This is a genomic window from Mesorhizobium sp. M0833 (assembly GCF_040319905.1).
Taxonomy (GTDB): Bacteria; Pseudomonadota; Alphaproteobacteria; order Rhizobiales; family Rhizobiaceae; genus Mesorhizobium.
On record NZ_JAMYOQ010000010.1, the window covers coordinates 1 to 24,476 of the forward strand.

29 protein-coding genes and 1 pseudogene are annotated in these 24,476 nt (G+C 62.8%); 6 read left to right on the plus strand and 24 right to left on the minus strand.

Features of this window, described 5'->3' with window-relative positions; all coding sequences use genetic code 11:
• Window positions 1-57 precede the first annotated feature (57 nt).
• A complete protein-coding gene (locus NKH98_RS13355; RefSeq protein WP_254818830.1) occupies window positions 58-987 on the plus strand; it encodes a hypothetical protein in 930 nt (309 codons plus the stop codon).
• A gap of 538 nt (window positions 988-1,525) precedes the next feature.
• Here NKH98_RS13355 and NKH98_RS13360 read toward each other — a convergent pair.
• From NKH98_RS13360 to NKH98_RS13405, 10 genes are all read right to left on the minus strand, one after another.
• Window positions 1,526-2,095: a c-type cytochrome gene (locus NKH98_RS13360; protein ID WP_352476444.1), complete on the minus strand. Its 570-nt coding sequence runs from the start codon at window positions 2,093-2,095 to the stop codon at window positions 1,526-1,528.
• The gene (locus tag NKH98_RS13365; protein WP_352899053.1) at window positions 2,076-2,960 is read right to left on the minus strand and encodes a cytochrome c oxidase assembly protein; all 885 of its coding nucleotides are present in this window, start codon (window positions 2,958-2,960) and stop codon (window positions 2,076-2,078) included. The genes NKH98_RS13360 and NKH98_RS13365 overlap by 20 nt, the downstream gene beginning before the upstream one ends.
• Window positions 2,957-3,298 carry a hypothetical protein gene (locus NKH98_RS13370; protein WP_352612694.1) on the minus strand — a complete coding sequence of 114 codons (342 nt, stop codon included), beginning with the start codon at window positions 3,296-3,298 and terminating at the stop codon, window positions 2,957-2,959. The genes NKH98_RS13365 and NKH98_RS13370 overlap by 4 nt, the downstream gene beginning before the upstream one ends.
• A 1-nt stretch (window position 3,299) precedes the next feature.
• Window positions 3,300-3,905: a cytochrome c oxidase subunit 3 gene (locus tag NKH98_RS13375; protein ID WP_352612087.1), complete on the minus strand. Its 606-nt coding sequence runs from the start codon at window positions 3,903-3,905 to the stop codon at window positions 3,300-3,302.
• Complete coding sequence (gene ctaD, locus NKH98_RS13380; RefSeq protein ID WP_352899054.1) at window positions 3,902-5,878, minus strand: cytochrome c oxidase subunit I; 1,977 nt, start codon at window positions 5,876-5,878, stop codon at window positions 3,902-3,904. Before ctaD ends, NKH98_RS13375 begins: the two co-directional genes overlap by 4 nt.
• A complete protein-coding gene (gene coxB / locus NKH98_RS13385) occupies window positions 5,875-6,849 on the minus strand; it encodes a cytochrome c oxidase subunit II (protein WP_352899056.1) in 975 nt (324 codons plus the stop codon). The genes ctaD and coxB overlap by 4 nt, the downstream gene beginning before the upstream one ends.
• Window positions 6,850-6,887: 38 nt before the next feature.
• Window positions 6,888-7,421 carry a c-type cytochrome gene (locus NKH98_RS13390; protein WP_352899057.1) on the minus strand — a complete coding sequence of 178 codons (534 nt, stop codon included), beginning with the start codon at window positions 7,419-7,421 and terminating at the stop codon, window positions 6,888-6,890.
• Window positions 7,418-8,287 carry a substrate-binding domain-containing protein gene (locus NKH98_RS13395; RefSeq protein ID WP_352899059.1) on the minus strand — a complete coding sequence of 290 codons (870 nt, stop codon included), beginning with the start codon at window positions 8,285-8,287 and terminating at the stop codon, window positions 7,418-7,420. The genes NKH98_RS13390 and NKH98_RS13395 overlap by 4 nt, the downstream gene beginning before the upstream one ends.
• The gene (locus tag NKH98_RS13400; RefSeq protein ID WP_502894252.1) at window positions 8,268-10,025 is read right to left on the minus strand and encodes a methanol/ethanol family PQQ-dependent dehydrogenase; all 1,758 of its coding nucleotides are present in this window, start codon (window positions 10,023-10,025) and stop codon (window positions 8,268-8,270) included. Before NKH98_RS13400 ends, NKH98_RS13395 begins: the two co-directional genes overlap by 20 nt.
• 104 nt (window positions 10,026-10,129) lie before the next feature.
• Window positions 10,130-10,909, minus strand: a complete 780-nt coding sequence (locus NKH98_RS13405) for a heme-binding protein (RefSeq protein ID WP_352899064.1) — start codon at window positions 10,907-10,909, stop codon at window positions 10,130-10,132.
• Between the two features lie 215 nt (window positions 10,910-11,124).
• On the opposite strand from NKH98_RS13405, the gene NKH98_RS13410 reads away from it, so the two are divergent.
• From NKH98_RS13410 to NKH98_RS13425, 4 genes are all read left to right on the plus strand, one after another.
• Entirely contained in the window at window positions 11,125-11,955 is an 831-nt protein-coding gene (locus tag NKH98_RS13410) for an SIR2 family NAD-dependent protein deacylase (protein WP_502894251.1), read from the plus strand.
• 118 nt (window positions 11,956-12,073) lie between these two features.
• Complete coding sequence (locus NKH98_RS13415; protein WP_352645213.1) at window positions 12,074-12,232, plus strand: hypothetical protein; 159 nt, start codon at window positions 12,074-12,076, stop codon at window positions 12,230-12,232.
• A gap of 49 nt (window positions 12,233-12,281) precedes the next feature.
• Window positions 12,282-12,872 (plus strand): LysE family translocator, encoded by a 591-nt coding sequence (locus NKH98_RS13420; RefSeq protein WP_352804382.1) that lies wholly within the window; start codon window positions 12,282-12,284, stop codon window positions 12,870-12,872.
• An 82-nt stretch (window positions 12,873-12,954) separates the two neighbouring features.
• Window positions 12,955-13,452, plus strand: coding sequence for a hypothetical protein (locus NKH98_RS13425; protein WP_352899066.1), 498 nt, complete (start codon window positions 12,955-12,957; stop codon window positions 13,450-13,452).
• Between the two features lie 41 nt (window positions 13,453-13,493).
• Here NKH98_RS13425 and NKH98_RS13430 read toward each other — a convergent pair whose 3' ends face one another.
• From NKH98_RS13430 to NKH98_RS13440, 3 genes are all read right to left on the minus strand, one after another.
• A complete protein-coding gene (locus NKH98_RS13430) occupies window positions 13,494-13,793 on the minus strand; it encodes a DUF982 domain-containing protein (protein ID WP_352476454.1) in 300 nt (99 codons plus the stop codon).
• A gap of 32 nt (window positions 13,794-13,825) precedes the next feature.
• Window positions 13,826-14,173: a DUF982 domain-containing protein gene (locus NKH98_RS13435; RefSeq protein WP_254818815.1), complete on the minus strand. Its 348-nt coding sequence runs from the start codon at window positions 14,171-14,173 to the stop codon at window positions 13,826-13,828.
• A 118-nt stretch (window positions 14,174-14,291) separates the two neighbouring features.
• Window positions 14,292-14,495 carry a hypothetical protein gene (locus tag NKH98_RS13440; protein WP_254818814.1) on the minus strand — a complete coding sequence of 68 codons (204 nt, stop codon included), beginning with the start codon at window positions 14,493-14,495 and terminating at the stop codon, window positions 14,292-14,294.
• A gap of 296 nt (window positions 14,496-14,791) precedes the next feature.
• Between NKH98_RS13440 and NKH98_RS13445 the strand changes: the two genes are divergently transcribed.
• Window positions 14,792-15,376, plus strand: a complete 585-nt coding sequence (locus tag NKH98_RS13445; RefSeq protein WP_254818908.1) for a sigma-70 family RNA polymerase sigma factor — start codon at window positions 14,792-14,794, stop codon at window positions 15,374-15,376.
• 11 nt (window positions 15,377-15,387) lie between these two features.
• On the opposite strand, the gene NKH98_RS13450 is transcribed toward NKH98_RS13445, so the two are convergent.
• From NKH98_RS13450 to NKH98_RS13500, 11 genes and pseudogenes are all read right to left on the minus strand, one after another.
• A complete protein-coding gene (locus tag NKH98_RS13450; RefSeq protein ID WP_254818813.1) occupies window positions 15,388-15,564 on the minus strand; it encodes a hypothetical protein in 177 nt (58 codons plus the stop codon).
• Window positions 15,565-15,743: 179 nt separating this feature from the next.
• Window positions 15,744-15,962 (minus strand): hypothetical protein, encoded by a 219-nt coding sequence (locus NKH98_RS13455; RefSeq protein ID WP_023676213.1) that lies wholly within the window; start codon window positions 15,960-15,962, stop codon window positions 15,744-15,746.
• A gap of 222 nt (window positions 15,963-16,184) precedes the next feature.
• A pseudogene (locus NKH98_RS13460) lies at window positions 16,185-16,952 on the minus strand (class I SAM-dependent methyltransferase); the annotation flags it as partial.
• Window positions 16,949-17,938: a GNAT family N-acetyltransferase gene (locus NKH98_RS13465; RefSeq protein WP_352701936.1), complete on the minus strand. Its 990-nt coding sequence runs from the start codon at window positions 17,936-17,938 to the stop codon at window positions 16,949-16,951. The pseudogene NKH98_RS13460 and the gene NKH98_RS13465, both read right to left, overlap by 4 nt.
• A gap of 7 nt (window positions 17,939-17,945) precedes the next feature.
• Window positions 17,946-19,010, minus strand: a complete 1,065-nt coding sequence (locus NKH98_RS13470) for a glycosyltransferase family 4 protein (RefSeq protein WP_352899067.1) — start codon at window positions 19,008-19,010, stop codon at window positions 17,946-17,948.
• 20 nt (window positions 19,011-19,030) lie between these two features.
• Window positions 19,031-19,963 (minus strand): glycoside hydrolase 5 family protein, encoded by a 933-nt coding sequence (locus NKH98_RS13475; protein WP_352899069.1) that lies wholly within the window; start codon window positions 19,961-19,963, stop codon window positions 19,031-19,033.
• Window positions 19,956-20,717 (minus strand): TIGR04290 family methyltransferase, encoded by a 762-nt coding sequence (locus NKH98_RS13480; RefSeq protein ID WP_352701932.1) that lies wholly within the window; start codon window positions 20,715-20,717, stop codon window positions 19,956-19,958. Before NKH98_RS13480 ends, NKH98_RS13475 begins: the two co-directional genes overlap by 8 nt.
• Before the next feature lie 2 nt (window positions 20,718-20,719).
• Entirely contained in the window at window positions 20,720-21,520 is an 801-nt protein-coding gene (locus NKH98_RS13485; RefSeq protein ID WP_352899071.1) for a nucleotidyltransferase family protein, read from the minus strand.
• Complete coding sequence (locus NKH98_RS13490; RefSeq protein ID WP_352645231.1) at window positions 21,520-22,623, minus strand: CgeB family protein; 1,104 nt, start codon at window positions 22,621-22,623, stop codon at window positions 21,520-21,522. The genes NKH98_RS13485 and NKH98_RS13490 overlap by 1 nt, the downstream gene beginning before the upstream one ends.
• A gap of 15 nt (window positions 22,624-22,638) precedes the next feature.
• Entirely contained in the window at window positions 22,639-23,235 is a 597-nt protein-coding gene (locus NKH98_RS13495) for a histidine phosphatase family protein (RefSeq protein ID WP_254818806.1), read from the minus strand.
• Window positions 23,232-24,335, minus strand: coding sequence for an inositol-3-phosphate synthase (locus tag NKH98_RS13500; protein ID WP_352899073.1), 1,104 nt, complete (start codon window positions 24,333-24,335; stop codon window positions 23,232-23,234). The genes NKH98_RS13495 and NKH98_RS13500 overlap by 4 nt, the downstream gene beginning before the upstream one ends.
• Window positions 24,336-24,476 lie beyond the last annotated feature (141 nt).

A 24,476-nucleotide genomic window follows, 5' to 3' on the forward strand; every position in this document is an offset into this window, starting at 1 on the left:
CGACCGGACACAAGACCAACTTAAACGCGACGCACGCGTGATCAAGGACCAGATAAGATGACCGACAAATCCGCAGCCGAACTCGAACGCGATGCCGACATTGCCCGTGCCAAGATAACGGACACGGCAGACTCGATCCGGAGCAAGATGACACCAGGTCAGCTGATCGACGAATTCACCGGGATGTTCAGCGGCGAGGGATCCGCCATGCTCAGCAATCTTAAGACTCAGGTCAGGGACAATCCGTTGCCGCTTACATTGGTCGGCGCGGGCCTAGCCTGGCTGATGCTAGGCAAGGGCACGTCGGTAGACAGTTCAGCACTTGGTGCCTATTCGACCGGCAGGGAACCTGACGGCACCCGAAACTTCTCTGACCAGAGGGGCTTGGGCGGGGCCTGGCAGGACTCACGCGGCGATGAGTACGGTGCCGAGGGCGAAGGTTCCGCCGGCTCCATGCTCTCCGATACCGCCCGCTCGGTTGCGTCCGTGGCAGGCGGTGCGGCCGAGGCTGTGGCAGACGTTGCGAGCGGCGCCAAAGAAAGATTGAGAAGCACAGCCGGGCAGGTCGGCTCGGCCGCCACCGATAGGACGGGGCGGGTGCGGCAGTCGGCTCAGGACCTGTTCCAGCGCGAACCTCTGGCAATGGCCGCGGTAGGCCTTGCCGTGGGCACCGCCATTGGCGTGATGCTGCCTCACACCGCCGCTGAGGACGCGCAACTCGGCCCCTACCGCGACAAGCTTCGTGACAGTGCCGAGGAAGTCTTTGAAGAAGGCGTGGAGCAAGCCAAGCAGGTCGCCGCCGAAGCATATGAGACTGTAAAGGAAGAGGCTGACCGACAGGGTTCCAGCGGCGACGCCGAGACGTTGGTCGACCGCGTCGAGAAAGTCGTGAAAAAGACGGCAAGCAAAACCGAGGAAGCCATTCGCGATCGTTTGCCGGAGACCGACGAGGCTCCCAAATCGAACGAGTCTCCCGAAACGACGTGATTGCGCTACGGTCGTTCGTGGCGACTCCGACCGCGGTCGCCTCGCGGTTGGAACATCGAAGTCGGCTAGGAGCCCGCAACCTTCCGCTGACAAATGTGATTGCGGCGCTCAAGTCATTAGCCGAGGCGCTCCGGTCCGTTCCGATTCTTCGCTCTAAATCCGTTCGGTTCTTCGGCTCCATGAGGCGTGTCTGCCCACGGCGTGGCACGCAATTCTCAGCAGCACTGTCCAATTCTGAAAAAAACAACCACCCCGTCAATTCGACTGGGACGACGACGTCGAGATTGCACTCGGCCCACTCGCCAAAGAAGCTCATATCCGAGATGCCCGCGAAACAATCCGCACAGCAGATTACCGGGCATAGCGGCGCTCGGCGATGTCCGACTGATCGCGGGCAGCCTCGCCGATGCGGGCCGGTTCCGAAAGGTTCGTCGGCAACTAAGGCATCGAGCCGAAGGCGGTGACGATTGCCGGTCCCGGCAAACCGGCATCGGTAGACTGCCGGCAGGGTTTGATCTCGACCGGGCGAGCAACGATGTCATTTCAGCGAATAGAGGTAGGCAGCGACGTCCCGCGCCTCCTGCTCCGAAATCCTTGTCGAAGGCATTGCCGCGTGCGGATTGATCTCCCTTGCGGCCCGTATCCAACGGACCATGTTTCGCGGGTTGTTGGACAATACGCCGCCGATATAGACCCGGGTGGCCAAGCTGGCGTCGAGGCGTGGACCGACCATTCCCTGCGCGCCGGGAACGCCGGTGATCGTGTGGCATCCAGCACAGCCATTGGCCATCATGATGGGTATAGCGCGGGCGCCAACACCGCCGGTTGCATTGTCGGCCTTCTGCTCCACTCGACGGCTTTGCTCGAAGTACAACGCGATCCCGGCCAGGACTGCAACGAGCAAGACAATTGCTGCGGCGCCGAGTATGGGTCCGGACGGAGTAAAGCGCGATGTGGCGCGCACACCGATGCTGCTGGTGGCATTGTCCGTTTTATGCGCGACCCTGATGAGGCGCTCCGGCCACAACGTCAGCGCCGTCCAAGCTGCGGCCAGCACGACAATTGCCGTCCCGGCACCAATGACCAGCTTAGACAGCTTGGAGCGCATGCGACGTCTCCCATCTTCTCTGTCCACTGGAGCGGATCCACAGGCCGGCCAGCAGCAAAGCCGCGCCGCCATAGATCAGGCCGGCCGGAACCCACATCACCAGACCGGCGAGCTGCTGGTCCTCGAGCGGACTAAGGTTCCACAATTTCGCACCGGCTGCGTTCACCGGATACCACAGCCTTGGCGAGACCAGCAGCAGCACCCCGAGCAGGCCGGTATGCAGCGAGGTGAAGAAGAGGTGCATGACTGCGCTGCCATAGGCTTGTTCGCGGCCTGAACGCGGCAGCAGCACCCACCAGAACAGCAGCCCTGTGCCGAAGAAGCAGGCATGTTGCGCATAATGCAGGACACCCCGTGCAAGCGCCGCCTCGAACAGCGCCGGAACGTGCCACGCCCATATCGCGACGCCGTGCAGGAAGGTCGCGGCAACAGGGCGGCTGATGGCGGCCCAAACGGTTCGAAGCATCTTCGCCTGCCCGGCTGCGCCAAATGCCAGCCGCAGCTTGATCGGCAATGCCCACATCATCGCCGCCGCCGGACGGGAGGCGACCAGCAGGGGTGCCACCACCGCCATCAACAGCTCATGCTCGATCATGTGGGCGGTGAAGACGCGCTCACCCAATGCATGGAGCGGACTGACCAGTGCTGCCGCCAAAATGGCCCAGCCGGTCGCGAACAGCAGGGCTTGTCGCATCCGCAACGGGCGGCTGCGGGCGCTCCGCCGCCACAGCCGAAAGGCGCCTGCCGCGTAAAGCAGTGCGACCACGCCTAGCGGCAGCGTGATCGGCAACGCCAGTGTCCAGCCGGCCTGCGGGGCACCGGCACCGTAGCAGATCGAGGTCGAGAAAAGCGCGTCGAAGCTCATCGCAGACAGCCGTCGAGAATGAGCGAGGCGGCGCCTTGCATGACGATTACCAGCGCAAACAGCAACGCGCTGAGAATGCCGATATTGGCGACGAAATCTTCAGTGCCGCGCGCACGGTCCGGTTTAAAGGCGGCGCCACCTTGCTGTCGCGCCCGCCACGACAGCGCCCCGCCGAGCAAGGCCAGCACCGTCAGCATCAGCGCAACGACCGGTATGACAGGAATGCCGTGGGCGCACTGCCACTCCACGACCGCGTAATTCAGCTGCGTCGACACCGCCCAGGCCAAAGGCCCGGACAACAGCCCGCCCCATGATGTGCCCAAGCGAAGCGCACGCATCTCAGTCAAGCCTCGGCATCCAATAGATCAACAGATAGATCGGGATCCAGGTCGCGACCACGAAATCCCAGTAGAAGACGTTGTCGCCAACATCCCCGAAACGCCGGCCGCTATAGCCATGGCGCGTGAACATCAGGACCGTCAGCACCAGCGTGTCGCCGACGTCGGTGATCAGGTGTGTGGTGTGGAGGCCGAGCAGGACCCACAGCATTGAGCCGTACGCATTGGTATCCCAATAGATGTTGAGGGCCGGAAATTCGAACCACCGCACGACAAGCGGTGCGATACCGAGCAGCGTCATGACGATCAGGCCGATGCGCACGGGCACCATGGCACAGGCTTCGGCGTAGCGGTTCAGTATGTGATTGGGCACCACGCTGGCGAGCAGCAACAGTGTGACGATGGTGCCTGGCCAATGGTTGGGCGGCGGCACGCCCAATGGCCAGTCGGGCGACAGATAGGCGAGGTAAAGATAGGCGCCTGCGGCGAGCGCGAAGCCGGTGCCCTCCAGCGCCATGAAAGCGAGAGTGCCCCACCAGGTCGGGCTGCGCGGTCCGATCCCGAAGGTCGGGAGTTTGGAAAGATCGGCGGCAGGACGCTGTTTCATTCCTCATCCTCCGGATCGCCTTTCGGCCAGAACCAACCGATCAAAGTGATGGCGATTGGCCCGGCTCCCCAGACCACCGCCCACGGGCTGAAGATCGAATAGAGAAAGGTGGCGCCGACGGCGAGCGCGGCGAACAATGGCCAGATCGACGGCGTCGCCGACTTCTCGCGCACATCTGGATGCGCCTCTGCCACCGTCGAAATGACAAGTTCGCGCGCGTCGACGCGAAGCCCGGTCGCGACAGGCAGCGTGTCACGTTCGGCCCAGAGCGGCTCGGAGTGGGTAACCACCGGAATCCGAGCGAAATTATAGCTCGGCGGCGGGGAGCTTGTCGCCCATTCAAGCGTGCCCGCATTCCAGGGATTGTCCCCGGCCGGGGCGCCCCTCGAGGCGCTGTACACCAGGTTTATGGTGAACAGAACGAAGCTTAGGAACAGGACGACCGCGCCGGCTGTGATGAACAGGTTGATGTTGCCCCAGCCGAGCTCCACCGGATAGGTGTAGACCCGGCGCGGCATGCCCCACAGGCCGACAATGTGCATCGGAAAGAACGCCGCATTGAAGCCTATGAAGGCAAGCCAGAAGTGCCAGCGTCCAAGACGCTCGCTCATCATCCGGCCGGTGATCTTGGGGAACCAGAAATAGGTCGCGCCAAGCAGCGGGAACACCGACCCGCCGATCAGCACGTAGTGGAAATGCGCGGTAACGAAATAGGTGTCGTGTACTTGCAGGTCCAATGGCACCGACGCCAGCATCACGCCGGTCAGGCCGCCCGCGACGAACGTGAAGAAGAAGCCGAACACGAACAGCAGCGGCGTCCTCATTATCGGGCGTTCGTCCCACAATGTCGCCAGCCAGCAGAAGATCTGCAGCCCGTTCGGGATGGCGATCAGCATGCTCGAGGCGGTGAAGAAGCTCGCGCCGAGCTTGGGCAGGCCGGTTGCGAACATGTGGTGAACCCACAGGCCGAACGACAGGAAGCCGACCGAAATCAGCGACAGAACCATGCCCAGATAGCCGAATACCGGACGCCGGGCGAAAGCGGCGATGATCGAGGACACCATGCCGGTGGCCGGCAGGAAAATGATGTAGACTTCGGGGTGGCCGAAGAACCAGAACAGGTGCTGGAACAGCAGTACGTCGCCACCCTCGGCGGGATTGAAGATATGGGTGCCGACCAGACGGTCGAGGATCAGGAAGGTCGACGTGATCATGACCGCCGGCATGGCGAACACGATGACGAAAGAGGTGACCAGCATCGCCCAGACATAGAGCGGAATCTTGTCCAGCGACATGCCCGGCGCGCGTTGCTTCAGCACGGTAACGATGGTGGCAACCGCGACCGCCAACGACGACACTTCGGTATAGGTGATCATCTGCGCCCACACGTCGGAACGCTTGCCTGGTCCGAATTCAGGACCGGACAGCGGCACGTAGGAAAACCAGCCGACGTCGGGCGCCATGTCGAGTGCAAACGACACCCAGGCGAAGAGGCCACCGGAGAGATAAATCCAGAAGCTGAATGCATTGAGGCGCGGAAAGGCGATGTTGCGGGTGCCGACCATCAGCGGCACGAGATAGATGCCGGTCGCCTGAACGATTGGCACTGCAAACAGGAACATCATGGTCACGCCGTGCATGGTGAACAGCTGGTTGTAGCGGTCCGGCCCGATCAGCCCGCGCTCCGGCCCCGACAGTTGGATGCGCATGGCAACTGCGCTGAGGCCACCGAGGCACAGGAAGACAAAAGCGGTGATCAGGTACCGCCGCGCGACAATTTTGTGGTCGACGCTCGAGAGCGCACCGATGATGCCCGGCACGGTCTGCCATGTCCGCGCCAGCCAGCGCTCGAGGCTGGCGTCGTCGAGGCCGGTATCGCGAGGGCCGTCGCGCTCGGGAGCCAGGTCACCCTTTTGTGCTGCGGCGCGTTGCTGGGCGAGGTCTCGCCCATGGGCTAGGTCGGCGCTGCTCATTTCAAGCCCTCGAGATAGGCTACCATCGCATTCAGCTCGTCCCCGTTCAGTCCCACCACGGGCATGTGGGCACCTGGCTTGATCCCTTGCGGATCGGCTATCCAGGCTGCGAGATTGCCGCGGCTCATCGCCAGCGTTCCGGCAGCGAGCGTCCGCCGGCTTGCGATATGTGTAAGGTCGGGAGCGACCGTACCGCCGGCGATGGTGCCGCCGATCTTGTGGCACATCACGCATGGTCGTTTGAGGAACAGGTCGTGGCCGGTTTGGGCCTCGGTCGACACGGGAGCAGCTGCCGGCCGCAGCTGATCGTTCAGCCACGCGTCGAAGACGGGCCGAGGTTCGGCGATGATGAAGGTGCTCATATTGGCGTGCTGCGCGCCGCAGAACTCGGCGCACTGGCCGCGATAGACGCCGGGCTTGTCAGCCTTCAGATCGAGAACGTTCTCGTGGCCTGGAATGAGGTCCAGCTTGCCCGAGAGGTTCGGCACCCAGAAGGAATGGATGACGTCGGTCGAGGTTACTACAAGCCGCACCGGCTCGCCCGCCGGGATGTGGATTTCATTGGCGGTCGTCAGGATGCGGTTCGGCTGATCGTTTTCGTAGCGCACCTCCCACCACCATTGATGCCCGGTCACCCGGATCGTCAGCGCCGCATCCGAGCCGATGGCGGCAAGCGTCCGGTTAGCGAAGTAGCTCAGCAGCGTCAGGCCGACCAGGATCAGGGCGGTAGCGGCGAGTGCGGCGACGACAATTCGCATCTTGCCGCGCTCGGCGGCAGCGTCGAGGACAAGCGGATCGCCGACCGGCGCGGGGCGTCGGGCCAATGGCAGGATCAGCACCGCCATCACCAAAAGCCAGACCACCGTGCACAATGCTGTGAAGAACCAGATCAGCCATGCAAGCTCGCCCGCGGCCGGGCCTTTTGGGTCAAGCGCGGATTGCCAGCCGCTGCATCCTGCAAGGAGCAGCATGCAGGCTGCGCCGCAGCACACGCTGCAGACAAGGCGGATCACGGCGACTTCCCCAGAGTCGCGGCATCCGGCAGGCGATTTTCGGACGGATGGGGCATCATGTCGTCGTCGCGGCTCGGCGCAGCCGATTTCGGCGCGTTGCCGCTCAACGCGCGGACGAAGGCGGCAAGCTCCCAGATCTGGTCGTCCGGGATCTTGTCCCGGAAGCTCGGCATGCCGTTTGGCCGACCGTCCCTGATCGTGGCGTGGATGCTTTCGATCGAGCTGCCATAGAGCCACTTCTGGTCCATGAGCGCCGGGCCCATGCCGCCACCGCCGTTGGCATGGCAGCCGGAACAGTTGAACCAGTTGAACAGACGCTTGCCCTCGCTGAGGTGGAAGGCGTTGGCCTCGAACACTCCGGCCTTGTTGTTGGACGAGGCTGGCCGCTGGCCGCCCGGCTCGAGGGCTGTGACGGCTGCCGGTTGGTCGCCCGAGCCGAGCGCCGACTGTGGACGCGTGTCGCGTTCCTCACGCTGGCAAGCGGCAAGAACGAGCATCGCCGACAGCACGCATGGAAGGCCGGGGTTCATCGCGCTGCCGCCCCGGCGACGTCGAGGCGAGGCACGTCATATGCCGCCAGGATTGCATCGATCTCGGCGCGGTGTTTGGCGAGCGCTGCGTCTACCTCGCTGCGCAGCGCATCGTCGTCGTGGCGCACGCCCATCGAGATGTCGTAGATCATCGGCAGCAGCGGACCGTCGACGCGCGGTGCAACCGGCGTAATCCGCAACGGTACTTTTTGCCTGGCACCGAAGTAGCCGGCCAACGGCCCCCAGACGACGGCCATATCGATGTCGCCATTCGCGACCGCCTCAATGATGCGCGCTGGCGGGTTCGGCGCCGAATAGTCGCCATAGACGGGGAAACCGACGAGATGGCCGACGATGCCGCGACTGCCGAGCGCCTGGACGGGTGGCGAGTTGGCGCCGTCGTCGCCGATCAGCTGGACGCCGATGTGCAGATCGCGCAGGCGAGGATCGTTGAAGGACGCGATTTCCGGCGCATCTCTGCGTGTCACGAAGACGTAGGAAGACCGGTAGTAGGGCGCGGTGGTGCGCAGCATCTCGAGATTGGTGGGCGTGCCGGGCACCAGATCGCACAGGCCGGCTTTCAGCGTGTTGCGGACGAAGCCGCGCCGCTGAGCCCACCACGTGTAGGAAATAGTCGCGCCAAGCTCCCGGCCGACGAGTTCGGCAATCTTGTTTTCAAAGCCCTGCCTGGCGGCATTGGAGAACGGCATGTTGTTGGGATCTGCGCAGATCCTCAACTCGCGCGCATCGGCAACGGCGGCGACAAGCGAGAGCGCCAGTGCGCCAACCGCGCCGGCAAGCCGCCGCGAACGCGTTTTCCGGGAGCACATAACGCGGCCGATCGTCTCAAGGCAGCCGGAACACATACAGCGTACCTCCCGGCGTGGTTACATCCTTCAGATCCTTCATGACGTTGACGAAGCCGAGCGCGGCGGTGGCGTCGCGCGGGTCGAGATCGCCGGATACGATCGCACCGGCCCAGCCGCCGACGCCCGAAAGAACCGCAACATATTGGTGCCCGTCCGGGCCGCGATAGGTGATCGGCTGGCCGATGATGCCGGACGACGTCTTGAACTGCCAAAGCAGGTCGCCGGTCCTGGCGCTGACTGCCTTGAACCAGCCTTCCATCGTGCCATAGAACACGACGTTGCCGGCGGTGGCGACGGCGCCGCTCCACACCGGAAAGTTCTCCTTCAGGCTCCACGCCGGTTTGGCGGCGGCGACATCCCAGGCAGTAAATGCACCGCGATTGCCGCCCGGCCCGGGAATCATGCGCACGTTCATGCCGACATAGGGCGTGCCGGCGATGTAATTCACCTCGACGCCTTCTTCGTCCATGCACATGTTATTATGCGGGATGTAGAGCAGGCCGGTCTTGGGCGAGAACGCCGAAGGTTGCCAGTCCTTGAGGCCCGATGCGGTGGGACAGATGTCGCGGACGACCTTGCCGGTGCCGGTCTTCTTGTCCGGATTTACAATCAGCCGGCCGGTCTTCAGGTCGACGCCCTTGCTGGAATTGACAGGCCCGAACGGCACTGCCGACAGTACTTCGCCCGTAGTGCGGTCCAACAGATAGACGTAGCCGTTGCGTTCCGGTCGGACCAGCACCTTGCGGGGCTTGCCCTGCCAGGTCATGTCGAGCAGCACCTGTTCGTTGATGCCGTCGTAGTCGTGCAAATCGTGCGGGGTCCATTGGTAAAACCATTTGGCTGCGCCGGTGTCGGGATCGCGGGCAAAGATGCCGGCGGTCCATTTGTTGTCGCCGGGCCGCAGATCCGGATTCCACGGACCGGGATTTCCGGTGCCGTGGAAGATCAGGTTGAGGTCCGGGTCATAGGAGATCCAGCCCCACACATTGCCGCCCCCGATCTTCCAGGCGTCGGGCGGCCACGATGTCACCCCGAGATCCTTGCCCTTGTCCATGTCGTAATGCGGCTTGAAATCGGGGCCGATCAGCACCTCGGCGTCCGGGCCGGTATTGTAGGCCGTCCAGACGACGTGCCCGTCGCCGGCGTCGAGCGCCTTGATCCAGCCGCGTACGCCCATTTCGCCGCCGGAATTGCCGACCAGTACCTTCCCCTTCACCACCAGCGGCGCCATCGTGATGGTCTCGCCGATATTGATGTTGCCGATATGGGTGTTCCAGACCGGTTTGCCGGTTGCCGCATCGACGGCGATGGCATGACCATCGAGCGTGTTGAAATAGATGCGCCCGTCGAAGAAGGCCGCACCGCGGTTGACCACGTCGCAACAGGCAACTCCCTGCGCGGCGGGCTCGGGGTTGGGCTCGAATTTCCACTTCATCGGCGCGCCGGGCTTGGTAAGGTCAAGCGCATAGAGGATGTTGGGAAACGGCGTCACGATGTACATCGTGTTGCCGACGACCAGGGGCGCAGCCTCCTGGCCCTTGTTGACGCCGGTCGAGAAGCTGAAGGCCACCTGCAGGTCTTTGACGTTGTCTTCGGTGATCTCCGCAAGTTCGCTGTAGCGGGTCGAGGCGTAGTTCTTTGCCGGCATCGCCCACTGGCCGTCGTCGGGCGGAGCAGCTGCGGCCGGCGGATTTATCGCAGGGCCTGATAAAGACTGAGCAACCGCCGCCGTCATCAGTGCAAACCCCGCCAGCAGCGTCCATCCCAGCTTCGCAGCCATTGGCCTGTTTCCCCCTTTGGCTGACACACGAGTTTTCGCCGCCACCTGTCGCCCTTTCCTCATTTGCGCATCGAGCCGCCGACCCCGGCGCCAAGCTCCGCCGCCACGTCCGCCTCGCTTCCGGCACACAATGGATGGCCCCAGCCGGAGGCGCTCTTGCCGCCGGGATCGAGGTCGTAAATGATAGCGTCCTTGCGGTTTGGGTTGACGCCTGCCGGTACCTTGTCCAGCCCGAGCGCGGCGCGCACACGCCAGGCGACATTGTGGTCGGCACAGGGGGAATCGCCGCTTATCCCGAGGGCCCCGACGATCCCCTTGCCGTCGTAGAGAGCCAGGCCGCCGCCAAACACGACGACACCGCCGATAGGCTTTCCCAGCAATGGATCGCTGGAGCTTCCAAACGTCGAAGGATCGCCGGCATAGGCCACCGCTGGATTGACCGGATTGGTGGCCTGCAGGCCGAATAGAGGACCGCCGGGCTGCACCGGCGCATAGAGGTTCGCGGTGGACAACGCCATGTGGGCGAGGCTGAGCCCGTTGGCGGTATTGGCTTTTTCGGCGGCGATCAGCCGGCTGCCAGGCCACTGGGCGTCGGCGGTAGGCCCACTGAAGGCGACGGCGCAGACAGTTCCGTCGCGAGCCACGACTGCCGCCCATTCATTAGTGTCGAAGCCGCCATTGCCGGGACCGCCGCTGGATTTGACGTTGGCCTTGAGGGCGGCCAGCAACTTGTCATGGTCGGCCGGGCAAGGTGCTTGAGCCCAAGCCTTTTGCTGGACGGCGCCGATCGTAAGCAGGAACAGACATAATGCTACCGAGACAATCCGATGGCGATCCATTAGCTGCGCCGTCTTTGTTGAACACTCTCCAACGCGTAGGAGGCGCAGAAGTGCCAAAGGGAACGAAATAAATATCGGATTCGGTCGGACAAACTCGGGCGACCGGAACTCGGGACAGCCGATCTGGGTGTTGGCACTCAACCGGAAATCGGAGTTATTCTTGCGATGGTCCAGGCGCCGTCGGAACAGAGCAGCACTTCTGGCAGTTGTGTCGAATGCTGTCCGCAGTCGAGCAACTGGCTCAATCGGTGAAAGAGCGACGAGCTATCTTGTTCGTTGGAGCCGGGGTGTCGATGAGCGTCGGCTTGCCGTCTTGGCAAAAGCTCATCGAACACATGCAAAACGAGCTCGGCCTTGACGAGGACATGATCGGCGCACCGGAGGCCAGCTATCAGGCGCTTGCCGAATATTACCGGCTGAAGCAGGGGAGCCTCGGCCCTTTGCGCAGTTGGATGGATCGTGAATGGAGCGTCTCGCGGGAAGAAGTGCAGCGGTCGGCAATCCACAAGCTCATCGTATCGCTCGATTTTCCGATCATCTACACCACCAATTATGATCGCAACCTCGAGGTTGCCTTCGAGATTCATGGCCGGCCCTTTGTGAAGGTGGCCAACGCAAAGGACTTGCCCAAGACGACCGGCGAGGTGACGCAGATTATCAAATTCCACGGCGATTTCGACGACGACAAATCGCTGGTCCTGGCGGAGACCGACTATTTTGACCGGCTTTCGTTCGATTCGCCGCTCGACGTGAAGTTTCGCGCCGACGCACTGGGGCGCACCATCCTGTTCATCGGCTACAGCATGTCTGATATGAACATCCGTCTGCTGTTGCACAGGCTTTGGCAGACCTGGCGACGGTCTGGCTACGAGAAGAGCCGCCCGAAATCCTTCATCTTCATGTCGCAGCCGAGCATCGTCCAGGAGGCTGTTCTCGGCCACTGGGGCATCGATATGCTGACCGAAGAGGCCGACGATCCTGAGGACGCGCTGCTCGCGTTCCTGAACGAACTCAAGGATAGGGTGGGCCGGCCAGACAGCGCGTGAGAAAACCTGCGGAAAGCGGATTGGTCCGGCAGTGGAACCGACTGATCCGATGTGAGTTCGGGAGGACTAACGTATCCGGGACCGAGCCTGAATGGGCGCACGCAAACACAAGCGAAGAATGCATACCAAACACGACCTGTCGGCCGAGTTGGCCTATGAGATCGATTTTTTTGCCCGCAGGTGCGGCCTGACGAGGGACGAAGCACTCAAGACGATGCGAGATGCCGGCCGGTTGAAGGACAGCGCGAAGGCATCTTACGAAACCGGGGCGAAGTAGCGGCGTGGATCCCGCTTCGTGGACGGCTTTTGTCGGAACGGTCATCCTAATGCAGATGCCGCCGGGGCCCGACAGTCTGCTGGTGATTGCGCGCGGCATCGGGCAGGGCCGTGATATTGCCCTGTTCACCGTCCTCGGAATGACCCTCGGCGCCGGTATGGTCCAGCTGCCGCTCCTTGCCCTCGGCATATCGTCGCTGCTCCAGGCATCGCCGCTTGCCTTTGCCATGCTTCGCTGGGCGGGTGCAGCTTATCTCGTTTGGCTTGGATCGCGTCTGGTGCTGTTGCCCTCAGCCAGCGTCGCCGTCGAGGAGGCGCGCAATGTCGGACCGCTTGTGGCCGCACGCGAAGGAATGATCGCCAATCTGATAAATCCTTGGCCGATAACCTTTATGGTGGCATTCCTTCCGCAGTTCGTCGATCCTGCTCGCGGATCGGTCACGCTGCAATTGCTGCTGCTCGGTGGCACCCAGAAAATGACCGGTGTGCTGGTGCTGGGCACATATGCACTCGCATCCGGCACGCTCGGGGCCTGGATTATGAAACGACCGAAGGTAAGGCTCTGGCAGCAGCGGGTGGCAGGCTGCGTCGTCGTCGGTCTCGGTATCCGCATGGCAGTCGGTGGTGGCGCGCACCGCTGAGGATCGAGCGATGCAGCGGCCGCCGATGGAACATCCGCCGACAATTTTCGTTGACATGCTCCACAAGGCGAAGAGGTCGAGCATGTCGAAGTTCCAAGCCGCTACCCCGGAGCGTTTGCAGCAGCTCAGGCTTGAGGCCACGGCGCACTTTGCGCCACTCATACTGCGCGAGGCGCTGGTGCGTCTCTGCCGGGCTTGCGGAAGCGATAGCCTCGAACGTTTCGAGAAGACCATGGTCGACCAAATCGAGGCATTGCGTGACGAAAAGGCCGATTTCGACACGATGAAGGAATTTGCCATCGAACAGCTCTATGGCTGGATTCGAGAAGTCAGGTCTTCACCGGACATGACACAGCCGCTGGAGAGCGTAGATACCCGAAGGACCCCCGGCCGCTCTGAAGAGCCGCAAACGCTGGAAGACCAGTTGCAGGCAGGCCTGGAAGATTCCTTCCCGGCAAGCGACCCACCGGCGGTCGTCTCCACCGCGATCCCGGGCGGATCGAAGAAGCTCGTCGGAACCGACGAAATCCTCAGGCAGCAGCGCGAGAAAAAGGCCGAGGACGCCAATCATTCGCGATAAACCAAGCTTTGGGCGGAACTTCAGGGAGGCAGCCTGCCGCTTCACCCGCAGTCCGATATGAAGGCTGTCGTGGCATGCCCATCATGCGGCTCGCCTTCGACAAGAATGTTTGCCTCCCACGCGGCGTCGACAAACGCTTGCCGCGCTTTGCCGGCCGTAATTTCACCGGTTCGGGCGCGATTCAATACATCAGCGGCCGCCAGCGCCAGTGGGGCATTGCGCGCCGGCCATTTCTCGCTTTTCAGGCAATGTACTGCTTCGAAAACGGAACTGACCAATCGCGATCGCCCGGGCTTGCCGAAATAGATGCAAACAGGTGTATCGAACTCTATTCTCTGCACCGTATTCCTCCCGGTTCAAGCAAGGTGTCGCTTCAAGCAAGCTGCGTGTCTTCAGGGTCTACACGACTGTCCGACGGGCGTTTCAGCCAAACGTCGTAGGCCTTCGCAGCTGTTTTGGCGCGTGCTGGTGTTTCGGCTGCGATATCGTAGGCCAGAATGCCCGCCTTGCGGGCGAATTTATCGAACGCCGCACGCACCGTCTCGACGTCGACCTCGTCAGCCAGCCCGGCGCGACAGGCGTCGAACGCCGCCTTGTGCGCCGGACCGCGGCTCGGCCATTCATTTAAGACGTCATAGGCCTGCCAGATATTTTCGACATAGCGAGGGAAACCAAGGCCGACGAGAATTGGAACCGGGCGGCCAAACAATTTTTTTGTCATCTGTGTCTCCGCGAAAGAGCCTGTCGCATCAACGCCCGGGGCGGACCCGAGGCTCATGCTCTTTAACGCGGGATTGCTGCACGGGTTGCAGCAGGTTTGTTCGATCGTGCGCGGCCGGTCACTTGTTGGTCCGCATCTTTTGCCGAGGATTGATACCGCCTTGCGGCGTGGTGTCGTTTTCGACATCGCCTTCGAACGTATTGGTGCCCTGATCGAGCCGGTCGCCCTCCTTGATCGTGCCCCTGGAACTGCCGATGCCGGGATCGTTGGCAAGATCGCTATCGGCCGGCGTTTTGCCTTTGGCGTGCTTGTTTCCTGTCATGGACTCCTCCTGTTTCTTGAGGTGGCAGGCCGCCCTTGAGGTCGCGGCCAAGGCTCGCTGCGAATCGCATTTCGACGCGCCAAATGGCGGCGCCCGAATTGTCGGACGACCTTGATTTTGAACTCCGCGATCCCGATGGTTGTTCCGTCAAAAATATCGCCGTCGGCCGGGATTGCTCAGCCAAGCCCTCTCCGGTTTTCTGGAGTCGGGTGATTTTCGCCAACCGGAACGATCTTTCGCCCAATGCATTTAACTGGTCTGCGCTCGCGAACTCATTCTGGACGGGAGCTGGACCATTGCCACCCACAGCCTACGCCTTAGCGACCCGCGAAACCGAAGACGTTTCCATCGTCGACCTCATACCCGCTTTGAGGGCTTTCGCCCGCACCTTCTGCCGCACTCCCGATGATGCCGACGACCTGGTCCAGGAGACGCTGACCAAGGGCCTGGCCAACATTGACAAGTTCGAAGCTGGAACGCGTATGAAGTCATGGCTCTTCACGATCATGCGCAACACCTACTACACGCGTGTCAGGGCCGCCGTGAGGGAAGCGCCTGGCCTGCTCGACTGTGCTTCGCTGCGGCCGATCTCGGAAGCGACGCAGGAATGGTCCGTACAGGGCAAGGAAGTCCACCAGGCCATCCAGAGCCTTCCTGAGCATCAGCGCGAGGTTCTGATGCTGATAGGCGTGCTGGGCGTCAGCTATGAGGAAACCGCCGAAATATGCGGTTGCGCGGTGGGAACCGTGAAGAGCCGGCTCAACAGGGCCCGCGCCGGCGTGCTTGAATACCTAGGCGAAAGTTCCTCGCAAACCCTGATGGAAAGGCGCAGCTATCTGTCCGAAGGACAACTGGACTTCGAAGCCGAGAGGCGCCGCTAATATATGTCACGTTAGTTACTGGTTCCGCGCAAGCGTCTTTCGACAAGCGCATGCTGCAATTCGATCGCAAGTTTGGTCAGCCGGTCAGGAACCCTTTCCTGCTCGATTGCCGCAAGCAAGGAAGCGATTTCCCGGTCTATCGTCAGGTCGGCGCGCGTGCCGACGGAATCTTCCCTTGCGCGAGACATCGCGTTCTCTTGGCAAATGTTGGTCCCTTCATCTCACTCTGGTGGCAACAGTGCGAGTTTGCAAGAATTTGCAGGCCATCCATGCGACCGGCTTCGGTCCTTGCACAGCTTCGTCAGCGGTTGGGCTCTCGCTGCGTTTCAATTGCTCACCGGCTGCAAGCCATATGCTGCCGCAACGATCAGTCTTCAGGCCGCCGATCCGCTGAATGATCCTGGTACTGCTCGGATTTGACCCGATTGCCGTCGAGCCCACGCTCCTTGGTGTGCTGCTTCTTGTCTCTGTTGGACAGAACGGCGTTCTCTCCGATCTTGTCCTTGGGAAGATCGGTCATCGCGCCAGCGCCGGCGCCTTTGCCGTGACTGCCGCGACCGATGTGCTTCTTGCTGCCGGACGCCATCTCGTCCTCCTTCCTGCTGTCGAATAGCGGCTTTTCCCGTTCGGCATCCGAACCTGCGTTGGGCCGCAATGTTCCGCCGGAAATCGTAAGCAGGAAGGCATCGCCATCCCAGTGCCGGAACGGCTTTTCGCCGTCGACGACAACTTGCATGCCATTTGCGTTGGCGAAGTTATGGACATCGGCGCGATCCAGCGCCGGCGATCCGCGATATGAATAATTCAAAAGCACGGCCATGCCTGGCCTCTTCAGCACGCGTGCGATTTCCACGAAATGTCGTTCCGCGAGGCCGGCCAGCACCAGATAGGGAAAGCTGTCGACGGCCAGCACGCGGTCGAAGCTGGCATCGCGAAAATCGGCAAGATCGAAACCGCGGGTAGGGCGGAATTCTACATTGCCGAGCCCCGCGCATCGCCGGCGGGCGATCGAGATCATCGCCGGGGATATATCGCTGCCGACGATCCGGTGCGACAGAGCAGAGAGCACCTGTTCGAACCGACCGATGCCACAGCCGATATCCAGTATGTCGCGGTCGGTACCGGTAAAGCCTCGCCTCTCCAGCCATGTAACGATCTCAGCCGTAGCGGCCGCGAGCTTTTCCTCATCGCCCAGCGATGACAGCTGGACGCTCGCCGCCGGGGAGATAGCCGCCGCTGCGTCAAACCCGGCCGCCAGCCGCTTGACGACCGCATCGTCGGTCTCGCCACCGCCACGCTCGTGCCGAACGGCAGCACCTATTTTGCGCAGCGTGGCGAAGATCTCGGGCCTGTGCTGAAGCAGGTCCGCGATCCGTTGTAATTTTGCCGTCTTTCGCGGATCGGCCGAATGCGTGTTTTGTGCAATCTTCGCCAGTTCTGCGGGTTCGATTCCTGTCTCGAAACGGAGAGCCAGCCTGGCGATGACGGCTTCGACGCTGGCACCGTCTGCCATGCAGTCCTCCAGCACCCGCCTTGCTGACGTCGACCGCCGAGGTCCTGGCTGGGTCGCGCTCATTGACCTTTGCTCCGCGTCCAGATCTTGCGCATCGTCCACCGGTCGACGGCGCCCCAGCTATATTTGTAGGCCTCTTGTCCGCGCAGAAAATCGAACTCTTCCGCGCCTTCGCAGATCGCCTGCCTTATCGCCTGGCCGATGAGCAGCGCGCCGGGACTTTCATCGGCATAGTCCGGATCGAAGCCACCGAGATAAGCGTAAGCGCGGCCCCGATCATGGAACCCGTAATAGGCGCCCACGATCACGTCACCGATGGTGATGAGCCAGCATCGGGCAAGCACTTGTGCGACCAGCTGCGGCAGCGCCTGACGGTGGAATGCCTCCACGCGGGAATCGGACAGAACGCCGTCGCCGTGTCCGGCCCAGCGTGCTCGGTGAAGGCGGATCAGGTGATCGAGGAATGTCTGCGGATCGGACAAAGCGGGTTCGATGGAGACCCTGCCGCGTCTCGACGCGGCCCTGTGGGCGCGGCGCAATTGGCGCCTCCGCCGCGCCGGAACACAGCCTTGAAGCGTCTGGTCGCCGGCGAGAGCGAGCACCGGGCAAGCAGCATGACTGACGGCTTGGCACGATTCGAGCGCGGCATGCCTGATGGCAAGGCCAGCGCCGCCGGGAGGCAGGTCCTGCAAGATCCACTGCGACCAGCCGAGGGAAAGAACCGTGTCGGCGATGGCGACGGCGACCGGTTCGGCGGTTTCGGGAATATAGAGGACATCCAGATAGTCGCTCAACGAAATGCCGAGCGGAAGCAGCCGCGCGCCGGCGCCCTGGCGTTCCAGATAGAGTGGCGCCAGGCCGACCAGATCGTCGCCACGCCAGACGGCGACCGTCGCTAGCTCGCCGGGAGCGAATGTCCGCCACCATGGCAGCAACCATGCGGGAGACTGGAACGGCGTCGCCGAGGGGCTGAGCGACCAGAGTTCCCACCAGTGCGGCTCAAGGGCTTCGAGGCCGGCCGGATCGTCGATGATCTCACCGCGGAGCATGTTCCGCTCACTTCGCCGTCGCGAGCTGCCCGCTGTCTGTGCCGAGCCGTGCCAGCGCCCGATAGGCGTCCATGTAGGAGGAAACCATGCGGTCGAGTGAAAAGCGCCGCTGCGCCTCGGCTCGGCAGGTCTCGGGATCCAGGCCGGACGCGGCAAGGATGGCCTGCGCCATCTCGTCGACGTCCCCGACCAGATACCCGGTCTTGCCGTGCTCGATCACATCCGGCAGTGCGCCATTCGGGAAGGCCACCACGGGTGTGCCGCAGGCGAGCGCCTCCATGGCGACCAGCGAACTGGTTTCCGCGGCAAGGCTCGGGATGACTAGGCATCGGGCTGTGTTCAGCAGGTGCCGCTTGGCGACAAAGCCGACCGGACCAAGGAAGCGGCGCCGGTCGTCCAGCCGAGGTTCGACCTCGTCGCGAAAATACGCGGTGTGGGTTTCGTAAGGGTAGACTTTGCCGCCGATGACCAACGGCACACCGGCCTTCTTGGCTGCGTCCAGCGCCAGATGGATGCCCTTTTCCGGGCAGACGCGGCTGAGCACGAGGGCAAAGTCGCGCTTGGCCTGCCGCTCGCTGAGCGCGTCGATGTCCACTCCGTTCGGGATCGGTTCGATGAGCCTGGCTCCCGGCGGCGCGGTTCTTTGCTGAGCCGCTGATACCGCATGCAGCCACAGATCCTCCCGTGTCGGATTGAGAGCGTCGGCCGGATACCAGTCGAGCGGCAAATGCAGGGTCACCAATGTCGGCCCGTCGCCCGGCAGATAGGCGTCGAAATCGATGCCGTGCAAATGAACCACGTCGATTGGCCAGCGAGCGCGTGCGGTAGCGATTGCAGCGCGATGAGCACGCTGCGCCCGGCGCTTCGCCGCTTCATCGAGCACGCCCGGTTCGGCCGGCGTCTCGATGAGAGTGCCCGCAGCGCTCGAGCCCTGGCAGCCGATCACGATCGAGCGGTGTCCGGCCTGTACGAGCGCCTGGTCGAGCATCGACAGCACCTGCTCGGCGCCACCGACCGCATCCGGCCCGACCGGGGCGAGGGGATAGGCGACGTTGAGGACGGTGAGCGTCATGGCTGGAGAGCCGAAGCTCCTCACGCCGCGGAGGCGCGTAGCCTGCCGACGGAAGGGGCAGCGATGCAGCCGGCATAGCGGCGCGTCATTGCCGCGCAGAACTCGGCGAATTCCTCCGGCACCAGCGGCGGACTGCTGTGGTGCGGCATCATTCCGCGATGCTCCGGCGTGAAGCAGAAAGTAACGGTCACGTCGAAGTCGGCCAGCGCCTCCATCTGCCGGTCGAACCAGTCAAGCGCGTTCGGCCTGAAGCTGTCGGCCCAGGAAAGCCCGGTACGCAGATTGGTGACACCGAGGCGTTTCATCCAGGCAACGGCGTCATCAAGCCGGTGATCTTCGAAATGGAACCACTGCACCAGTCCTAATGCCGGCGTGTGGTGCAGGAACTCCTCGAGCGCGGGCTTTGGCGTGCCGTCCTGGCGAAGCAGGCCCATGTAGAAATGGCGATAGTAAGACGAGCCTTCCGCCTCGCGATGGCGCGTCGTCGCTTCCCACTCGCGCGGCAGGTCGTAGAGGCTGTACCATTGGATGCGCGGTGCGTTGCCGATCAGCAATTCCGCGGTCCGGCGCAGGCCCCAGACCTGTACCTCCTCGGCGCCGAAGGTCGACACGCCGACCTCGCTGACCCATACCGGAAGATCGGTGACAGCCGAGATCTCGCCGACCTTCTGCGGCCATTCGTGGATCTGCCAGAGGTTCCAGTCGAGCGGAAAGCCGTGCACGGCGACCGCGTCGACATGATCGAGCACGCCGAATTCCTTCATCCGTGTCATGAAGCCGGCATCGATCGGCGAGATGCCGCCCAGCACCTTGGTCAAGGCGGGATTCTCCGCCGCGATTGCGTCGGCGGCCAGGATTGCCGTAGCGGCGAAGCGGCTCCAGTCGGGGTCGAGCTCGGGATCCCAGTGGGATTTGTTGTTGGGCTCGTTCCAGATCATCGCGGCTTCAATCATTTATCTGTCCTTTCGACGGGTAGACGGCGCCGCCGCCGGCCGGCACGTCGGCGGTGCGGCAGAAATAGACCTCCTGTTCCGGTTGCAGCACGATCTTGAAGCCGGCGCTGCGAAGCATGGCTTCGGTGCATGCGCGATTGGGAATCCACCAGTTGGTCGGGTCGTCGGCATAGCGATGCTCGATGAAATGCAGCTTTGGGAATTCCGGCCGGTCGAACAGGTCGTGGGTCCAGAAATGATAGTTCTGCTCGAGCGCCGGCACGTTGGTGCTGCCGCGTTGCATCGACTGGAAGATCATCAGGTCGTCGGCGACGTGCTCCCGGATCAGATCGAGTGCGAGCAGAGGATGGCGCAAATGGTAGAGCACGCCCATGAACAGCACGATGTCGAACCGCTCCTGCAGGGCGCCAACGTCGTAGACCGAGAGTTGCCGGAATTCGATGTCGCAGTCTGCGACCTCGGCGGCAAAGCGCGCCTGCGCCAGGTAAGCTTCATCGAAGTCGATGCCTAGCACGCGGCCGGCGCCGCGACGTTTCATCTCTATGGAGTAGAAACCCGCATTGCAGCCTATGTCGAGCACCGCCTTACCGGAAAGATCGGCGGGAATCGCGTCGGCGAATTTGCGCCATTTGATCAGCGGATAATTGCCAAGGAAATGGTCGGGAGCGGTTTCGATGCCGGCCAGCTCCATGTTGTGGAACCATGGACCGAGCGCATCGATACGGCGGCGGATCTCGGCATCGGAATGCAGCATGGCTAGCCTCCTTCGCCTGCGAGGATAGGGACGTGCTGGTGGCCGGGCAGCGTAATGGCGGCTTGGTCGTCCTTGGTACCGGCGGCGCTTTCAAGCAGCCGCAATGCGGTGCGGTAACCGTTGAAGGTGCCGACGTCGACATAGGCGGTGCCAGCCTTGATGCCATAGGCTTGGCCACCGGCGGCGAGATAGGCGTTGACCAGCGTGCCGATATATTCGTCGCACCGGTCCCGTTCCCGCCACAGCGCGGCGAGCTGATGAAGGGTGCGGCCGGGCATCTTGAACGCACCCCAGATCCAGTTCGACGCGGCATTCTGTTGCTTGACCTGGATTTGCTTCACCCGGCCGTCCTCGTCGACAACGACGGCATCGAAGAACTCCGGCTGGTCCACCGGAAACAGCAGGAAGGACAGGCCATCGTCCGGGAGGGCCAGGAACCCGTCTTCGGGAAACCAGATCGTATCGGGCAACCCGACCAGAACGGTCTCGTCGGCTGCGACGAGCGGTGCGGCGCGGAAGATGGCGTCGCAAAGGCCGACCGGAGAGGGCTGCACCACAAACAGAGCGGCCGCGTCGGCATAGCCGGCAGAATAATATTCCAGGATATCCGACTTACCCGAGCCGATGACGAAGCAGATCTTGTCGGCGCCGGCGCGCACCATGCGGCGCACCAGGTATTCGCTGACCGCACAAGGCCGCTCGGTGTTGCCGTCGATGCGGCTGCCGACCGGCAGAAGCTCCTTCGAAAAGCCGAGCGGCTGGATGCGGCTTCCCCGTCCGGCTGCGGGCACGATGCCCAACATCAAACTGCCTCCTTCAACGGCTCGCCATGCGTGGAGCCGTGCAGTGCATCGGACAGGATGCGGTCGAATTCCTTCGCGCGCCGCGCGGAGGTGTGTTCGTCCAGCACCCGCTCGCGCGCACGGCGCCGAATCGCGTCAAGCTCGGCGTCGGACAGGTCGAGCGCGGCGACCACGTCGTCGGTGCTATTGGCCACGACGATCTCTTCACCGGGCCGGAAAAAGGCCTCCAGTCCGGGCCATGTGTCGCTCACCATCGCAGCCCCGCAAGCGGCGGCTTCGAACAGCCGGCCGGAAGGACACCAGCCCCGTTCGGCCATCGCCTCGCGGGTCACGTTCAGGGTCAGCCGTGAAGATGAAAAGAAGGCGGGGTGGTCGGCCGGCGGCAGATGCCGGACGAAGAAGATATTGTCGCTCCACGGGAATTCCTGCGGATATTGTGCGCCGCCAATAATGAAACGGCGATCCGGCAGGCGCGCAGCCGGGCTGACCAGCAACCTCTCGACCCCGGCCTGGCGGTCTGCCGCATAGGTTCCAAGATAGGACAGGTCGCCGGCAAACTCCGGCCTGGGCGGGGCGGGCCGGTGTCGCTCTGGATCGACATGGCCGTAGAGCGGCATGACGCGGCGTGCACCCAGCGTCGACCTCAATGCGTCGATCGCGGTTCCTCCCGTGTAGCTCAGCACGAGATCGAAATCGCGAAGCCCTTCCGGCCCGAAATAGGCCGGAGGCTCGCCTTGTTCGATCCGCGCCAGCGTCACCGGCGTGTCCAGATCGTAGAAGACCTTCAGCCCGCGACAGGCCTGGTGAGCAAGGCGCGACGCGCTCACGGCATCGGGACAATAGGAGGTGACGATGACGACATCGGCCTCTTTCATCGCCTTCTCGGCAACGCGCTGGATGTCCTCCCAATCCGGGTAAAGGACAAGGTTGCCGCCATCCAACTGGTCGAGATCGCGTGTACCGGCATAATAGGGGGTGTTGCGTTCGAAGAAGGTGATGGACCAGCCCAGCCCGGCCATCGCCCGGATCAATCCGCGCCACAGCGTGGCGTGACCGTTGCCCCACGACGATGTCACGGTAAGACCGAAAATGACCATGCGCATCCGGCAAATTCCTCGTCAGGCAGCTTCGTTGAGTCTGATCAGCTTCGACCCCCAGTCCCCCCAAACAACCGTGGTGATCGACGCTGGGTCGATATCGAAGCGAAAGCAGTTCCCCAGCGACAGGCCGAGCACTTTGCACACCGCGGCCTTGATGACGTCGGCATGGCTGACCAGTGCAACGCACTGGTTCTGGTAGGTGCCGCGGACCTGTTCGATCAGCAAGACGACGCGTTGCTGCACGTCAAGCATGGTCTCGCCGCTCGGCGTTCTCGCCTGCTGACGCTGGTCGTTCCACGCTCGCCAGTCGGCATCCTTGTTCAGCTCCTCGAAGGTCTTTCCCGACCAGGTGCCGAAGTCGATCTCATCGAGTTCCTCGCGGATCACGATTTCACCGGCATTACAGGCGAGCGCCATCGGATTGGCAGTCTCCTGCGTGCGTTCGCGCGGGCTGCAGAAGATTGCCGCTACCGGCTCGCGTGCCATACGGTCAGCCAGATGCGAGGCCTGTGCCCTGCCGGCTTCGCCGAGGCAAACGCCGGCCATCCGCCCGGCAAGATAACAGCCGACATTGTCATGCGCGGCGTGGCGCACCAGAAAAAACGTCGTCGTCATTCCGCCGCATCGAGCATCGGCTCGTCCTTGCCGGCGATGAAAGAGAGCGTGCGCTGGCGGGCTTCCGCGTCGGTGAACTGCTCGGGCGGCGATTTCATGAAATAGCTGCATGGGCCGGTCAGCGCGCCCGCGATGCCGCGGTCGAGCGCCAGCTTGGCGCAACGCACCGCATCGATGACGACGCCGGCCGAATTGGGCGAATCCCACACTTCCAGCTTGAGCTCGGCATTCAGCGGCACGCCGCCGAAGGTCGTGCCTTCGACCCGGATATAGGCCCACTTGCGGTCGGTCAGCCACGGGACATGGTCGCTCGGCCCGACGTGAATGTTGCCGGGCTCCAGGGGGACGTCGATCTGGCTGGTGACGGATTGCGTCTTTGAGATCTTCTTTGATTCCAGCCGCTCGCGCTCCAGCATGTTGAGGAAGTCGGTGTTGCCGCCGAAATTGAGCTGGTAGGTGCGATCGATGCGCACGCCGCGCTCACGGAACAGGTTGGCGAGCAGCCGGTGGACGATCGTCGCACCGACCTGGCTCTTGATGTCGTCGCCGATCAGCGGCAGCCCGTGCTGCTCGAAGCGCCGGCGCCACTCCGGCCGCGAGGCGATGAAGACGGGTATGCAGTTGACGAAGGCGCAGCCTCCCTCGAGCGCGCACTCGGCATAAAAGCGTGTTGCCTCCTCCGAACCGACAGGCAGATAGGACACCAGGATCTCGGCGCTGCTTTCGGCGAGGATCTTGCCGACGTTGGCGACCGGCTCGTCGGCCTCCTCGATCTCGTCGCGCAGATATTTGCCGATGCCGTCCAGCGTCGGTCCGCGTTCGACGCGAACGCCGGTAGGTGCAACATTGGCAAAGCGGAAAGTATTGTTGGGCGCACTGTAGATCGCGTCTGCCACATCACGTCCGACCTTGCCCTTGGCGACGTCGAAAGCGCAGACCACCTCGATGTCCTTGACATGGTAGCCGCCAAGATCGGCATGCATCAGCCCGGGTATGGGCTCATTGCTCCTTGCGTCGCGGTAATAGGTGATGCCCTGAACAAGGGAGGAGGCGCAGTTGCCCACGCCGACTATTCCGATCCGAACTTTCTTCGATCCCACGAAACCGCTGCCTATGCTGTTGAAGGTAAGTTCTTCGTGCCAAACCGCCTTCCTCCCGGATTGTTCCTTGCCGGCTGTAAAAATCGTGCAACCGACGGTGGATCAAAGTAGCGCCCGCGGAGTTGTGCAGCCGGGGGGTGA

Excerpts from the sequence above, each read along its gene's own strand:
- NKH98_RS13455 (WP_023676213.1), bottom strand. The coding sequence starts at position 15,962 with ATGGCGTCCGGCAGCAAGAAGCACATCGGTCGCGGCAGTCACGGCAAA.
- NKH98_RS13480 (WP_352701932.1), bottom strand. The coding sequence starts at position 20,717 with ATGCTGCATTCCGATGCCGAGATCCGCCGCCGTATCGATGCGCTCGGT.
- NKH98_RS13400 (WP_502894252.1), bottom strand. The coding sequence starts at position 10,025 with ATGACGGCGGCGGTTGCTCAGTCTTTATCAGGCCCTGCGATAAATCCG.
- NKH98_RS13390 (WP_352899057.1), bottom strand. The coding sequence starts at position 7,421 with ATGAACCCCGGCCTTCCATGCGTGCTGTCGGCGATGCTCGTTCTTGCC.
- NKH98_RS13495 (WP_254818806.1), bottom strand. The coding sequence starts at position 23,235 with ATGACGACGACGTTTTTTCTGGTGCGCCACGCCGCGCATGACAATGTC.
- NKH98_RS13465 (WP_352701936.1), bottom strand. The coding sequence starts at position 17,938 with ATGCTCCGCGGTGAGATCATCGACGATCCGGCCGGCCTCGAAGCCCTT.
- NKH98_RS13365 (WP_352899053.1), bottom strand. The coding sequence starts at position 2,960 with ATGAGCTTCGACGCGCTTTTCTCGACCTCGATCTGCTACGGTGCCGGT.
- NKH98_RS13375 (WP_352612087.1), bottom strand. The coding sequence starts at position 3,905 with ATGAAACAGCGTCCTGCCGCCGATCTTTCCAAACTCCCGACCTTCGGG.
- NKH98_RS13470 (WP_352899067.1), bottom strand. The coding sequence starts at position 19,010 with ATGACGCTCACCGTCCTCAACGTCGCCTATCCCCTCGCCCCGGTCGGG.
- NKH98_RS13485 (WP_352899071.1), bottom strand. The coding sequence starts at position 21,520 with ATGTTGGGCATCGTGCCCGCAGCCGGACGGGGAAGCCGCATCCAGCCG.
- coxB (WP_352899056.1), bottom strand. The coding sequence starts at position 6,849 with ATGCTGCTCCTTGCAGGATGCAGCGGCTGGCAATCCGCGCTTGACCCA.
- NKH98_RS13475 (WP_352899069.1), bottom strand. The coding sequence starts at position 19,963 with ATGATTGAAGCCGCGATGATCTGGAACGAGCCCAACAACAAATCCCAC.
- NKH98_RS13420 (WP_352804382.1), top strand. The coding sequence starts at position 12,282 with ATGCAGATGCCGCCGGGGCCCGACAGTCTGCTGGTGATTGCGCGCGGC.
- NKH98_RS13360 (WP_352476444.1), bottom strand. The coding sequence starts at position 2,095 with ATGCGCTCCAAGCTGTCTAAGCTGGTCATTGGTGCCGGGACGGCAATT.
- NKH98_RS13435 (WP_254818815.1), bottom strand. The coding sequence starts at position 14,173 with ATGACAAAAAAATTGTTTGGCCGCCCGGTTCCAATTCTCGTCGGCCTT.
- NKH98_RS13415 (WP_352645213.1), top strand. The coding sequence starts at position 12,074 with ATGCATACCAAACACGACCTGTCGGCCGAGTTGGCCTATGAGATCGAT.
- NKH98_RS13490 (WP_352645231.1), bottom strand. The coding sequence starts at position 22,623 with ATGCGCATGGTCATTTTCGGTCTTACCGTGACATCGTCGTGGGGCAAC.
- NKH98_RS13410 (WP_502894251.1), top strand. The coding sequence starts at position 11,125 with ATGCTGTCCGCAGTCGAGCAACTGGCTCAATCGGTGAAAGAGCGACGA.
- NKH98_RS13370 (WP_352612694.1), bottom strand. The coding sequence starts at position 3,298 with ATGCGTGCGCTTCGCTTGGGCACATCATGGGGCGGGCTGTTGTCCGGG.
- NKH98_RS13355 (WP_254818830.1), top strand. The coding sequence starts at position 58 with ATGACCGACAAATCCGCAGCCGAACTCGAACGCGATGCCGACATTGCC.
- NKH98_RS13425 (WP_352899066.1), top strand. The coding sequence starts at position 12,955 with ATGTCGAAGTTCCAAGCCGCTACCCCGGAGCGTTTGCAGCAGCTCAGG.
- NKH98_RS13405 (WP_352899064.1), bottom strand. The coding sequence starts at position 10,909 with ATGGATCGCCATCGGATTGTCTCGGTAGCATTATGTCTGTTCCTGCTT.
- NKH98_RS13440 (WP_254818814.1), bottom strand. The coding sequence starts at position 14,495 with ATGACAGGAAACAAGCACGCCAAAGGCAAAACGCCGGCCGATAGCGAT.
- ctaD (WP_352899054.1), bottom strand. The coding sequence starts at position 5,878 with ATGAGCAGCGCCGACCTAGCCCATGGGCGAGACCTCGCCCAGCAACGC.
- NKH98_RS13395 (WP_352899059.1), bottom strand. The coding sequence starts at position 8,287 with ATGTGTTCCGGCTGCCTTGAGACGATCGGCCGCGTTATGTGCTCCCGG.
- NKH98_RS13450 (WP_254818813.1), bottom strand. The coding sequence starts at position 15,564 with ATGTCTCGCGCAAGGGAAGATTCCGTCGGCACGCGCGCCGACCTGACG.